The sequence below is a fragment of the Lysinibacillus sp. UBA6686 genome (assembly GCF_002455205.1).
Taxonomy (GTDB): Bacteria; Bacillota; Bacilli; order Bacillales_A; family Planococcaceae; genus Lysinibacillus; species Lysinibacillus pakistanensis.
In genome coordinates this window covers 1-13,369 of record NZ_DKJS01000011.1, presented here as the reverse complement: position 1 = coordinate 13,369, position 13,369 = coordinate 1, and the positions used below count along the sequence as shown (strand labels likewise).

Genomic DNA, 13,369 nt, shown 5'->3' with positions numbered 1-13,369 from the left:
CGCTGCTCGCTCCAGGGTCTCATCCAGGACGCTTAATCCCCTAGGAGTCACACTGGCTCCGCTCCAGTCAATTACTATTACAATTAAAAATGTCAACCACATCTTTTGGTGATGAACCATTTTTTATACTCTTATAAAAGGCTGGTAATAGCCTGGTGATGCCACCAAATCTATTACCAGCCTCGTTAAAACTATTTAAGTAATTTTTCTACTGCAATATCCAGGAATTTCACTTTAGACCAAGCTGTACCACCCTGAGCTAACGGATCAATTGCATTCACGAAAATTTGATGATTTTGTGATGCCTTTAAGCTTTCAAAAATCGGATTCTTTTGTAAATCCTCTAATGCTTTTGGTGCATCTGCATTTTCTGATTCCTCAAACTGAAGGAAAATTGCGTCTGGATTTACCTGCGCTAATGTTTCAAGTGAAAGTTCAGCCTGAGCTTTTGTTGTTTTAAGAATTTCAGGAATTGGTGCCCCTAAATCCTCATATAAAACTGGATTTAAGTAAACGCCTGCTGGATAAATATACATTACTCCGCCACGGACTCGAATAACTAATACTTGTTTGTCCGTAAGTTGCTCTTTCGATTTAGCCTGTGCATCAGCCACCTTGGCATCATAATCGGCAATGATTTTTTTTGCATCACCTTCTTTACCAGTAAGCTGTGCAAGTAAAGTGAAGTTTTCCTTCCAGTTTGTAGAGATATGTGAATATGGAATCATCGTCTGAATTTTGTTAAGCTTTTCAGCAGTTTCCTCAGGGAACTTGGAAGTACCTATAATTACATCTGGATCAAGATTAAGGATGGCTTCCACATTCGGTTCCATTTTGTTCCCCACAAGCTTAGCACCCTCAAATTCAGAAGCAAGATATGAAGGAACTTTGCCACCAATTTCAAGTACCCCAACTGGCTTAATACCAAGCATTGCAGCATCCTCCATGGACTCTAAGCTTGCTGCTACAATGTTATTCACTTTAGCAGGAAGTTCATATTTTTCTCCTAAATAAGAGATTGTCTGAGTTTTGGCCTCATTTGTTTGAGATTCTGTCGCGCTTGTTTCTGCTGCATTGTTTGAAGATGCATTTGACTCTTCTACCTTATCTGATCCACATGCTGCCAAGGATAAAGCTAATAAAGCAGGCGCACACATTTTAAAATATTTATTCATTTATATTCTCTCCCTATAACTCTCTATTGATAATGATAATCGTTTTCATCTATAAGTCAATAGAAATCAGTCTTTTAATTGATACTGATTATCATTTACGGATATTATCCTAACAAAGAGAAAAACAGATGTGAATGGATAATTTCATGAATCACATGGACTTTTGCCGTTTTTATTTCACAGAAAAAGCTATTTCTTTTTCAAGAAATAGCTTTCTATACATATTTAGCTTCTTCTATTATTGTTTTCCTATAGGCCGTCGGGGACATTCCCGTACATTTTTTGAAAACTCGGCTAAAATAAAAGCAATCGAAGTAGCCTACACATTCTGCTACCTCCGCTATCATAGTATCATGATACTCCAATAAATCCTTCGCTCTCCGCATTCGGTATTCAGTTAAGTATGTGCTAGGATTCATACCTGTATGTTGCTCAAATAAATAAGCAAATCTGCGACGCTCTACACCGAATTCCTTGGCTATCTTTGAAACTGATATTTGCTTAGCGTAGTTTTCATTTATATACTGCATAGCTTGCTCCATAATGTCACTTGCTGTATCAAGAATCTTCACTTTTGCCGAAATAAGAATAGTCTCTAGCAAATTCATAAATAACGTTTTAGACTTCAATAGTGCCATATTTCCCGGCAATGATTGACTCTCTATTAATTGTTGGACATAATCTATAATTTTTGTATGATAGCCTGTATCGATTAAAAAATGCTGATTCGCTAAAGGATATTTATTTGTTTCTTCTAAAGGGATAGAATAATGGACCACTGCATATTCCCATATTTGATCACCAATAACCTTAATTTCAATCGGCATTTGAGGTCCTGCATGTATAACCATACCTGGCGCCATTGTGTATGGTGCACCATTAAAACTAAAGCTTGCACTTCCTGAAAGTGGAACAACAAGACCACACTTCCCAGGGGCGGTTGTTCGTCCTCTATCAATTTGACCAGGCTTCATTTTATTTGTAAAGATATCCGTAAATTTCACATTTACATGCGCATAGTAGTCAATTAAATGCTTAATATCCATTTTTCAACTCCCACATTTTTTAAAACCTTTTGGATTTGTGAAAAATGATGAAGATCATGATCTATTAAACCCGTAAAGTAACTTAATAACGTTAATTCAGAAACACCTATTTTCAATGATTGCAGCCATTTCTGGTCTTCTATTTGTTGAATTGCACCCATTAGTAAATTTCTACTTTGTAAAAATTGTTCGATTGTTTCTTCCTTGCTTTTTAATCGACTTTCCTTTGCGGCATGTGTATTTATATCTTCAGCATTTGGTCCCTTTGGTAGAATTTCATCAGCCAAAAGATATGGTAGTCGTTGCTGGTACACGAATTCATCCCATGGGGCAAGATGTCCAATTACTTCTGCTACTGTCCATTTTCCAGGTTCAATAGGTGAACGCCATTGTTCCTCCGTCAGATGCAATAAACCTTCCACAAATTGTAGAGATTTTTCATAATGAATGAGTATTTGATTTTTATCGTAATACAAACACTATATCCCCTTCCTAATCGTAAGCAATCTGCAGCTTTGGCCAAATGGATGTCCAATTTTTCTGCTGAATTCTGCGCTTATAAATTTCATGCATTGGCGAGTCTTTTTGAAAATATGGTGTAGGAGCGACAATCCCAGAAATTAAATGCTGAATTCCATAGGGAGCAGCAATTTCAAGAATTCCATTATTAAGCCTTATACCAATAGCTGTTGGCGTTTCAGGAAAATGAGCAACTCCATCTATTGAAGACTGATAGGGTTTAGTATTATTCACTACATGCATTCTTGCCTGATTTTTCACAGACCACGGCTCATTCTGTAAATATTCCCTTAGTTTTTGTTCATACTTTTTCTCATCTTTTTCTGAAAGATTCGCTTTATCAAAATATATCACATCAATATCACCTAAAGGTGTTCTACTTTCATAATGATGAAGATAATCCCACACCTTTGAACGAATAAATCCAGCACAAATCCAGGAATCTGGTAGCTCTAACCTCTCTACAGTAGCTATGATTTCCATCATCCAACTATCTGCTGCAATTAAGTGTTTTAACTCTACTTCTGTTTTTAAATGCTTCATCGTGTCAGTACGCTTTCTGAACCAAGATCGATGTTTTGATAGACATGTTGCTTCATAGTGAATCTCCTCTACATTCTATTTCAAAAATATTCTTCCATTCATTACTATAGTAATGAAATTATTTATTTTATCCAAGTGGACATGCATTTCTGCCTCTAAGCAGCTAGGAATTGAAAGCTGATCTCCTCACAGCTTATAGAGCTACAAAATTTAATTTATATATTATATTTATACAAATCCAAAAATAATATATTAGATTTATCAATCAATTCCATCTACCCTTTAACTAGCAAAGCGAAAGGAGATGCATATGAAAAAATCTTTTATTTTAATCGTCACTCTTATCATTGTAATTGGACTTTTTTATACGAGGCTTTCATTAAAACTCGTTAGTATAGGAATGATCGCTGCCTTTATTGGTACCCTTGCTGGGGGTGGCGGGCTTATAACAATCCCAGCCATGATGCTTGTGGGTATACCTATACATACCGGTATTGCCACAAATAAATTTTCTACAGGCATTGCTGCATTATCTAGTATCTTCTACCTTCTTTATCAGCAGGAGCTTCGTCTAGCTTCTATTCTGAAATATGTCACTATTGCATTTACTGGAGGTGTTTGCGGGGCACTTCTAACAATAGCCATGTCAGAGCAGATCATGAATATGATAGCTTGTCTACTACTCATTCTCGTATTGTTTCTAACGTTAAAAAGAATAGAATGGGCTGCACAGTCAGACGAAAATGAGACAAAACAAGGCTATCTATTATGGCAGCCATTTTTAATTGCGGTATATGATGGTGGTTTTGGTCCTGGCTCTTCCACCTTCAGCATATTACACTATTTACGCCAGCACTATTCTTACATAAAGGCTGTACAGCTTACGCGCGTGCTTCTGTTTGGAAGCTGTACAGGGGCATTTTTAGTCTTTTATCAATCTGGTTTTATACAATGGAAATATGCGATTGCGATGGCAGTAGGCTCTATTATTGGCTCACAGTTGGGGCTTTTAGTTCTACCAAAAATACCCATGAAGGCAGCGAAAATACTACTAACACTCATCATTTCGTTGTTGCTTATTCAAGTGATAGTAAAAATCTTAACTACTTAGATGCTCATGAATTAACTTCCATTTATCATTTTCTTTTATAAATATATTTGTAGCCCTTCCGCTACCTGATATAAAATTCCCCTTATGGTAACCCTCATAATGGTATGTATAAATACAGGTAGCTGATTTTCCATCCACCGTAAGCCATTGTACATCGGTTGCCGAATATATCTCTTGCTCGATTACCTGCCATGCGTGATTAAAGTAATTACCTATATCCTCTAAGGTAGTGCATGTTTTATCGGTAAACCAATAGACCGCCTGTGGATGCAATATTTCCTTTACATTATTAAAATCATGGGAATTCGTAGCTGTAATATATTGTGCTAAAGCTTGCTGATACGTCAAGAAAATCCCTCCTTTTTTAACAATAGTAACGGAAAATAAGTCACCATGAAATACTTTATTCACCTTCACAAGCGGTTAACTCAGGTTTATCCAATCTGTGCTGATGGCTTAGACAGCAAATAAAGAGCTCCTAAAATAAATACAAATCCTCCGCATTGTAGGAATGAAATATTTTCACCTAAAATTAACGAGGATAACACGATGCTACTTATCGGTAAAAAGCTTGTTAGGATGCCCGCTGATGTTGCAGAAATCCTTGCAAGCCCTTGCTGCATAAGAATAAATGCCAGCACGGTTACAATGATTCCGAAATAGACTACTAACCCCCATTCAGCAAAAGTCACTTCTTTAAAAGCAAAGGAACGACTTTCGGCTATAGCAAAAGGAAAAAACAACACTGCTCCAAAGCAGCTTACCATTGTAGCAACAGTGAGAGCACTTACTCGCTTAGAGTGAGATTTTCCTAATATAATAAATAAGGATTCACAACAAATAGCTCCCAAAATAAGAAGATTACCGGCTAATGAGGTCAAATCTATCATAGATATGCTAGTAATATTTATTAATACTGTTCCAATAACAGCCATTAGTACACCAAGCCCGATAGTTCTCGTCAAATGCTCCTTTAATAGGAAAACTGACAGAGCAACGGTACAAGCTGGTAGTGTACTTGTAATAATACCAGCCTCGATTGCTGAGGTAAGTGAAAGACCATTAAGCATTAGAACATTAAACAGAAAGACACCAAACAATGCCTGTAGGAAGATCGATAAATAATCTTTTTTAGCTAGCACTGAAAAACCCTCTACTTTCATCCATAAAGGTACTAGAACAGCAGATGCAACAAGAAATCTCAGTTCATTTGCTAAAAATACAGGAAAGCTTTGTATGATGAGCTTACCTGCTACAACCGAGCTACCAACAATAGTCATCGCGAGTATAACTTTTCCACTTGCCCACATTTGCGTATTCAATAATCCTCACTATTTTCTAAGATTGAAGGATTAATTATATCTGTTACGGCAAGATATAAATTTTCTGGATATTCTGCAATACGGTGGCATAGGTACAAAAACCACTCAGTTCCATACGTCAAATAAACTCTGCATGGGTATCCGTTCTTTTTTAATTGCTGTAACAACGCTGGCTGTACACCATATAACATCTCTATCTCCACATTTGGCTGTTGAAAGTATCGACGCTTCTCCATTTCTAGAATAAGCGCCATATCATGTGTTGCAATTGAAATTGGATGCTTTGCTTCTAGTAACTGTTCAACAAAATGAAGATAACGTTCATTTAATTCCTTTGATCTTGCCATCGCAATATCGTCTGACTCCTGAAAAGCGCCTTTTACCAGCCTTATTCTTCCTGGATATTGAATCAACTGTTCAATATCCGCCTCTGTACGATAAAGATGGGCTTGTAGCGTAATCCCTATATTCGGATATTGCATAGCTATTTTTTTATAGATTTCGATAATGCTGCTCGTCTTGGAGGACTCCTCCATACTAATCATCAACGTAATACCATGCTGCTGTGCTTTCTGTGCAAGCTCCTGTAAATGTAGATAGGCAAGATCTACGTTTACTGAAAGGCCAATATGAGATAAATCAAACGATACAGTTTGGTTGAATGAAATAGTCCCCGTGTCCTCTATAAGCTGCAAAAGTTCCTCCTTCGCCTTTTGACATTCCACGATATCCTTTGTATTTTCACCAATAAATTCTAATGATATTTGATAATCATTTGAGATAAAATCCTGAGCAATTCTTATCGCCTCCTGTCTCTTTTCACCAGTAACATAACGTTTTGCCGACTTCCATAATAACGGGTAAAGCTCTACTGATTGCTGAATGGCATGTTTCGTTTGCTCATTTCTTGCTGCTGATTTTAAGGCTTGAATCACTAATTCCTCTGCATTTCTCATCTTTATTCCTCCTTATTGCTATTTGTCTGTACTTTAACATGGTAAAATTGGTAGCTGTAGAACCACTTTGTAGAAATTTTTAAGGTACCAATTTCAAGAGGAGGCGAAATATATTGTTATGGATACCAATTGACCGTTCTTCAGCCATACCTTTAAATCGGCAAGTCTATCAGCAAATTCGTGAAAAAATTTTAAACGGCGAACTACAAGCAGGCGTAAGGTTAGCATCAACCCGGGAGCTTTCTACTGAGCTAAACGTTTCAAGAAATGTCATATTGGAGGCTTATGACCAACTTTTAGCTGAAGGTTTTTTAGTTGCACAGAGAGGTTCGGGTACATTTGTTGCAGAGGGGGCCTCTTTAACTAGGACAGATCCCTCACATGAAATACAGAAAGTCGATCATAAATATGCAGAGAATGGCATCATTAATTTTCGTTCAGGAATTCCAGCATTAGACCTTTTTCCGCGCAAAATCTGGGCAAAGCTCTCACATCAGCTGTGGAATGATAGCGAATCAACGAATTTGGGCTATGATTTACCTGAGGGTCGTCTAGAATTAAGACAAACCCTGGCTTATTATTTGAAGAGAACGAGGGGAGTACATTGTCATCCAGAGCAAATCATCATAACGTCTGGTGCTACACAGGCAATGACGTTAGTATCTAGATTACTTTTGTCGCCAAATGACATAGCCATAATGGAAGATCCTATTACGAATGATATTCAAACAATCTTTACATCCTCTGGTGCTACGATTTATCCCATCCCTGTTGATGAAGATGGAATGAAAACTGCATTATTGCCGGAAAATATAGTCCCAAAATTTATATTTCTCACACCCTCACACCAATTTCCGTTAGGTGGGACATTACCAATACAGCGCAGAATTCAATTAGTCCATTATGCAAGAAATCAGCACTGTTATTTGATTGAAGATGATTATGATAGTGAATTTCGCTATGAGGGCTTACCCATAAGCTCCTTACAAGGTTTAGATCCAGAACATGTACTGTATATTGGGTCCTTTAGTAAGATTCTCTCTCCTGCACTACGCATCGGATATATCGTTTTACCGACACATCTTATTGAAAAATGCAGACAGCTAAAGTGGTTTACAGATTTACATACACCCTCTTTAGAACAACTTATTCTGGCACGTTTTATAAACGAAGGCTACTTGGAACGCCATATCGGAAAGATGAAGAAATTTTATAAAAGGCAACGTGATTTTCTTATACAATGTTTACATAAAGCCTTTTCTACTAACATAAAGATACTTGGTTACTCCACAGGCATGCATTTAGTAGTTGAATTTAAAGACATTCATTTTTCCCAAGAGATATTGTTAAAAATCGAACAATTTGGCGTTAAAGTATACCCAGTGGAGAATCATACCATTGCGAAGGGAAACTATCATAATCGAATAATTATTGGCTATGGACATTTGAAGCAGGAGGAAATTGAAGAAGGCGTAGAAAGACTACTGCAAGCATTGAATTCAATAGTAAAATAGAGGAATCACCTTTTAAAAAGAAAATGTGAATATAATTACTTTTATAGGGAATCTTTTAAAAATAGACAATCAATGCTTATAGTTTAAAAAACTAGGAGGTTACCCCATGCTTGCTACAATTCAAAAACAACAAAATCATTATATCGTCAAGTTCAGTCGCTTATTCCCCCATCCAACGGAAACAATTTGGGCTGCTTTAACGGAAAATGACAAGCTTCAAAAATGGATGAGTAATTTAGAAATCATCCATCTACAGAAAAATGGAAAAATCCATTTTAATATGAATGATGGCACAGCTACCTTTTTAGAAATCCAGATTACAGATTATGTGGAAAAAGAGGTACTTGAATTTAATTGGGGCAATGATACGGTCAGATTTGAGCTCTCCCCTACCGACAACGGCTCGGTACTTCTACTGGCAGAATCAATTGGTGAATTAACGGCGCATACTCCTAAAGATTTAGCTGGCTGGCATATATGCTTGGACCTACTGTCAGACTTATTAAATGGAACGATACATGAGGAATTTCCAATGGAAGAGTGGGAGAAACAGTTTACAGAATATAAAAAGCTTGTAGCAGAAGTAAAAAAGAATTAAGCGTAATTGCGTCTGGATTTTAAAGAGTAGCTTTAACTTGCTCTAAATCGATCCAAAAACCCTCCTAGAGCGCTATTCTCTGCTCTAGGAGGGTTTTAATTAGTGATAAAACGCTGTTGCTATTTCAAGTGCTTTTAGCGGATCTTTTATGGTATCCAGCGTATAGACAAGGGTTTCATCCTGCCAAACAATTAAATTTCCTGTTTTATAAACATCTAAATGGGCAGAGCCGTTTTGCTTTGGAATCGGAAGCATATGCGTTTCCAAAAACTGAACTGCCTGCTTTGCAAGCTTTATACCAGCATCTGGATTGTCTGTTCTAGTATGAGTTGCTATTGCCCATCTTCCCTCATTCCAGCCAGTCCATAAGGAACCAACGCCAGCATCCTGATAGCCTTTAATCTTATTGCTAAGATCGACCTCCTGACCACCATTTTTACTAAAGTTCTCAAAGGCAATTTGTTCATTGGCTTCTTTGGTACTTCCATATTGCTTCACAGTAAGTCGTGCAAGCACTGTCGCAGATTCTGGATTTTTAAGCTTAATATCATTAATCGGCAAATACTGTTCACTTTCATAAAATATAATTTCAACTTGTTGGTCCTCAGCCTTGGTCGTCGCCGTTAGGAAAGCACCCTCTGGAATAGGAAGCTTTGCTGGCAAATAAATTGGAAGGTTTGTTTTAAGCTGATCCTTAATATTCTTTAAAGCTTCCGCCTGTGTAATGGATGCTACCGTATTATCGTTATTGCCATTGGTTGCTGGCTTTTCATTCTGCTTTTCAGGTGTCTGTTGCTCTTCCTGTTGTTGATTTTCTTGTGATGGAAGGTCTTTTTCAGGTTGTGAATTATTTTTTTCATCACTGTCAGAGCAGGCACTGATGATAGTAAAACTAAATAGCATGAATGCAAAAAGTAGTTTTTTCATGATATTGCCTCCATTTCAAATGCTTTATTATTTTATTTTTCCCTATCCATTATCGGCATAAACGTTTATTTTAGTTCATTAATCCGCTGCGTTAGCTCCTTAAACTTTTGATCTAGCAATGCATATTCCTTATTCTTTGCTGTTAAAAAACTCAGCTTTCCTAATATCTCCTGTCTTTCTGTCTCAAGCGTTAAACGTAGTGCCTCTTTAGTATCAACTGCTGAGGGAGAATTATCGCTCCATTTTTTCTCGATACGCTGATGGCATAGCTCCCAGACGCTATTCGTCACCTTTTCAAGAAAATATCGATCATGTGATACTACAAATAAGGTACCCTTGTATTGAGCAAGAGTTTTCTCCAGCTGTTCACGTGATGGTAAATCAAGATGATTTGTTGGCTCATCCAAAACTAGAACGTTTTTATCTTCTATAATATACGCCATCAGTTTGCATTTCACCCGTTCTCCCATACTCATCTTACCTATTGGTGAAGACCAATGTGCTGAGGTAAATCCCAAATGCTTCATGAGATTTCTAACCTTACCGCGCTCTTCAAAGGTTTCTTTATAAAAGAATTGCTCTGGTGTCTGCTCAAGTGGCAGATCAAATACCTCTTGTGTTAAATAGCCAATATTTGCTGCAGGAGATATCCAAATCTCTCCCTCAGCCTTTAACTGACCTAAAAGTATTTTTAATAATGTCGTTTTTCCACTGCCATTGGTTCCCGTTATAGCAATTTTATCACCAAATTTAGCTGTCAAATTAACATCCTGAAACAGTAGCCGTTCTTCAAAACGCATCTTTAAACGCTTTGTTTCTAGCATCCTCTTACCTACTCGTTGATTTGTACCTAAGGTGAAACGTATTTCATCTTCAGGGGCAATTGCTTCGACCTTATTCTTTGCTAACTCCTTCTCCAATCTTTTTTTCTTTGACTTAATTTGTGAATCCATTCGCTTTGCTTTGACACGATGATACTCCTTAAATCCCTCTTGCTTTGTAGATTGCACATGTGCCTTTTGAGACCACGATGTTAATGCTTGCATTTGATCCTCTATTCGTTCAATATTTTTTTGCTGCTTTTCGAATGCTCGCTGCTGCGTTAGCCTTCGATGCTCTTTGGCCTCCATATAGCTCGAATAATTACCACTATGCTCAATAAGCTTTCCCTCTTCCAATGACCAAATTTTTGTTGCAATCTCATCTAGAAAATACCGATCATGGGATACTACAATGATTGTCCCAGTGTAATCTTTTACTTGTTCTATTAATAAAGCCGTACTCTGCTCATCCAGATGATTTGTTGGTTCATCAAGTAAGAGTAGCTGGGCGTTTTGGGAAAAACCTTCTGCAAGTCGCATTTTTAGCTTTTCTCCACCACTTAATGTAGAAAAGGGTACGTTGGGAACTCGCCATTTCGCAAGTAAATCAGCCTCACTCGTGGTAACCTCCGTTAAATCAAAATAAGCCAGCTCTTGCTCGACATATACAACTTTTACAGAATATAGCCAACGTAGCTGTCCCATAGAGGGCTCTAATAAACCTGAGATCAATTGTAATAATGTGGATTTACCAGCACCATTTCTTCCGATGATGCCAATTACCTCACCTTGTTTAACAGCACCTGAAACATTGTCAAAAATTATTGTATCGTTAATTTCATATCGAACATCCTGTAATTGCAAAATTTCCTTCATACGCATCCATCCCTCTCTATCTTAGAGGGACAAAAAAATCCCTCCAATTATTTTGGAAGGATTAGTCGCAACACTATCATGCACAAATAATTGAATGCTATCTTTGCGATCCATTACTAAAAATGCTCAGTTTCCTGTTTTATAACATAGGAAAAACAAGCTCAACTATGCATTAACAAATTAATAGCGAAACAACTATAGTTATGGAAAATGGGCAGACTAATCCTATTTTTGAGTCATTGAAAAAACTTTTTCATGTACAAAAATTAAGATTAGTTATTCATTAGCCACCCATCGTCCCTTCATTTTTCGTTACAATCATTGTAACATCATTTTTCTAAAAGCCAACTATTTATCTTCATTCATTATCTGTGCAAAAGCGTAGCGGCAGATGTTTTTTGCGCGAAAGCGTAGCGGCAGCAGCAGCTACAATTACGCCTAGGCGAAATGGATATTACCTAAAACATTCAAAGGAACGTATGCTATTTCTAGTAATGGTACGGAAGCGCCAACCATAGCGATTGCTCCATCTAAAACCTGCTACAAACTCCCGCCCTATCGCAGTTGGGAAAAACCAAAAACTTCTCCCGTTATTCATCCAAATAAACGTATTTCTAAATAGGCAGGAGCGGATACCACTTGAGCCTACTTGCCAGGCTGGAATAGGTGGTGAAAAGCCTGGTGGTGTGCTCATCGGCATTTGACCTGCTGGTGGTCCAAAATTAGGTGGTCCAAACGATGGCTCAAAATTAGGTTCATTCCAACCTGGCCGTTGGAAGTTTTCCCCATATGGATTATAATACAATACAAACTCCCCCTTTTTCTTAAGTCAGTATATGAAAAAGGGCGAATAACTGTTGCACTATTGCCTAGAGGATACAATTATCTTCATTCAGCAAATGTTTTTTGTATCAAAAGCAAAGCGGCAGCTGTTTTTTGCGCGAAAGCGTAGCGGCAGTAGCTACAATTACGCCTAGGCGAAATGGATACTTAACAAATCAACTAACGAATCTTATATAATAAAAGGTAGTTATTTCAAGAAGAGGGGAACGTATGCGAAAAACTGCTTTTATTTTTACAATAATCCTATTATCCTTGGGTATTTGCATCTATTTTTTCTCGACAAATCATACAGTTGAATCTATCAGTATTTCAGAAAGACTAGCAGCAGTGAAGGATTACAAATATTATTTAGATAAAGGTAATGAAACAATTGGGAAAGAAATGGCTAAAGTTGATCTAGTCATAGTGGAGCCTATTGAAATGCAACAGCATTATATTGATCAGGCTCAAAGCAATGGGACATTAGTGTATGGTTATATAAATACTATGGAGGCAGATAAGTGGAATTCAGAGCTATATAATCAATTACTGGAAGAGGATTTTTATAGGGATGACCATGGAGAAAAAATGTATTTCTCGGAATGGGATTCCTATTTAGTGGATATAACCTCTGCACATTATCAAGAGCTTTTACTAGAAGAAATTAAAACACAGATTGTACAAAAAGGGTTAGATGGTGTTTTTTTAGATACAGTTGGCAATATCAATTCTTTCTTACCTGAAAAAGAACAACATGCACAAAATGAAGCAATGCTGTCCTTTGTTAAAGAGATAAAGCAACAATATAATGGACTATCCATTGCACAAAATTGGGGCTTTCAAACGCTAGCTGATTATACTGCTCCATATGTAGATTTTATTATGTGGGAAGACTTTACATATGGGGTAGTTGGGAAAGATGAATGGTCATTGGATATGATGAAGCAATTAGTTCACATTCGTGAAAAGTTTGGTACACAGGTTATGACAATTGGATTTAATGATGAAGTGAAAAGTCGTGCATTGGCTGAAAAATATGATTTTAAATTCTTCTTTAGTCCAGCGGGGTCTTACTACAATACATGGCAGTAAAAATAACCTCCAACAATGGAGGTTATTTTCATAGTGTTGAAAAACTA

The 13,369-nt window shown here is 37.2% G+C and carries 14 protein-coding genes; 4 read left to right on the top strand and 10 right to left on the bottom strand.

Annotated features, from left to right (window positions below):
- Positions 1-191 precede the first annotated feature (191 nt).
- The 4 genes from B2R82_RS02940 to B2R82_RS02925 all read right to left on the bottom strand — a co-directional run bounded on the left by B2R82_RS02940 (position 192) and on the right by B2R82_RS02925 (position 3,283).
- Positions 192-1,175, bottom strand: coding sequence for an ABC transporter substrate-binding protein (locus B2R82_RS02940; protein WP_286923437.1), 984 nt, complete (start codon positions 1,173-1,175; stop codon positions 192-194).
- 215 nt (positions 1,176-1,390) lie between these two features.
- Complete coding sequence (locus tag B2R82_RS02935) at positions 1,391-2,221, bottom strand: AraC family transcriptional regulator (RefSeq protein ID WP_286923436.1); 831 nt, start codon at positions 2,219-2,221, stop codon at positions 1,391-1,393.
- Complete coding sequence (locus tag B2R82_RS02930) at positions 2,203-2,697, bottom strand: DinB family protein (protein ID WP_286923435.1); 495 nt, start codon at positions 2,695-2,697, stop codon at positions 2,203-2,205. The genes B2R82_RS02935 and B2R82_RS02930 overlap by 19 nt, the downstream gene beginning before the upstream one ends.
- A gap of 16 nt (positions 2,698-2,713) precedes the next feature.
- The gene (locus B2R82_RS02925) at positions 2,714-3,283 is read right to left on the bottom strand and encodes a nucleotidyltransferase family protein (protein ID WP_286923434.1); all 570 of its coding nucleotides are present in this window, start codon (positions 3,281-3,283) and stop codon (positions 2,714-2,716) included.
- A 310-nt stretch (positions 3,284-3,593) separates the two neighbouring features.
- Here B2R82_RS02925 and B2R82_RS02920 point away from each other — a divergent pair, with 310 nt between their 5' ends.
- On the top strand, positions 3,594-4,394 hold the full coding sequence (locus tag B2R82_RS02920) for a sulfite exporter TauE/SafE family protein (protein WP_286923433.1): 801 nt from the start codon (positions 3,594-3,596) through the stop codon (positions 4,392-4,394).
- On the opposite strand, the gene B2R82_RS02915 is transcribed toward B2R82_RS02920, so the two are convergent.
- From B2R82_RS02915 to B2R82_RS02905, 3 genes are all read right to left on the bottom strand, one after another.
- On the bottom strand, positions 4,383-4,742 hold the full coding sequence (locus tag B2R82_RS02915) for a YybH family protein (RefSeq protein ID WP_286923432.1): 360 nt from the start codon (positions 4,740-4,742) through the stop codon (positions 4,383-4,385). The two genes, B2R82_RS02920 and B2R82_RS02915, sit on opposite strands and share 12 nt — an antisense overlap.
- Before the next feature lie 86 nt (positions 4,743-4,828).
- A complete protein-coding gene (locus tag B2R82_RS02910) occupies positions 4,829-5,716 on the bottom strand; it encodes a DMT family transporter (protein ID WP_286923431.1) in 888 nt (295 codons plus the stop codon).
- Complete coding sequence (locus B2R82_RS02905; RefSeq protein WP_286923430.1) at positions 5,713-6,672, bottom strand: proline dehydrogenase family protein; 960 nt, start codon at positions 6,670-6,672, stop codon at positions 5,713-5,715. The genes B2R82_RS02910 and B2R82_RS02905 overlap by 4 nt, the downstream gene beginning before the upstream one ends.
- Before the next feature lie 113 nt (positions 6,673-6,785).
- Here B2R82_RS02905 and B2R82_RS02900 point away from each other — a divergent pair, with 113 nt between their 5' ends.
- Positions 6,786-8,186, top strand: a complete 1,401-nt coding sequence (locus tag B2R82_RS02900; RefSeq protein WP_286923429.1) for a PLP-dependent aminotransferase family protein — start codon at positions 6,786-6,788, stop codon at positions 8,184-8,186.
- A 106-nt stretch (positions 8,187-8,292) separates the two neighbouring features.
- Positions 8,293-8,784, top strand: coding sequence for an SRPBCC family protein (locus tag B2R82_RS02895; RefSeq protein ID WP_286923428.1), 492 nt, complete (start codon positions 8,293-8,295; stop codon positions 8,782-8,784).
- 99 nt (positions 8,785-8,883) lie between these two features.
- On the opposite strand, the gene B2R82_RS02890 is transcribed toward B2R82_RS02895, so the two are convergent.
- The 3 genes from B2R82_RS02890 to B2R82_RS02880 form a co-directional block, all read right to left on the bottom strand.
- Positions 8,884-9,711: a hypothetical protein gene (locus B2R82_RS02890; RefSeq protein ID WP_286923427.1), complete on the bottom strand. Its 828-nt coding sequence runs from the start codon at positions 9,709-9,711 to the stop codon at positions 8,884-8,886.
- A gap of 65 nt (positions 9,712-9,776) precedes the next feature.
- Positions 9,777-11,408, bottom strand: coding sequence for a ribosomal protection-like ABC-F family protein (gene abc-f, locus B2R82_RS02885; RefSeq protein WP_286923486.1), 1,632 nt, complete (start codon positions 11,406-11,408; stop codon positions 9,777-9,779).
- Between the two features lie 454 nt (positions 11,409-11,862).
- Positions 11,863-12,213 carry a hypothetical protein gene (locus B2R82_RS02880; RefSeq protein WP_286923426.1) on the bottom strand — a complete coding sequence of 117 codons (351 nt, stop codon included), beginning with the start codon at positions 12,211-12,213 and terminating at the stop codon, positions 11,863-11,865.
- A 248-nt stretch (positions 12,214-12,461) separates the two neighbouring features.
- On the opposite strand from B2R82_RS02880, the gene B2R82_RS02875 reads away from it, so the two are divergent.
- Entirely contained in the window at positions 12,462-13,322 is an 861-nt protein-coding gene (locus tag B2R82_RS02875) for an endo alpha-1,4 polygalactosaminidase (RefSeq protein WP_286923425.1), read from the top strand.
- Positions 13,323-13,369: the final 47 nt, after the last annotated feature.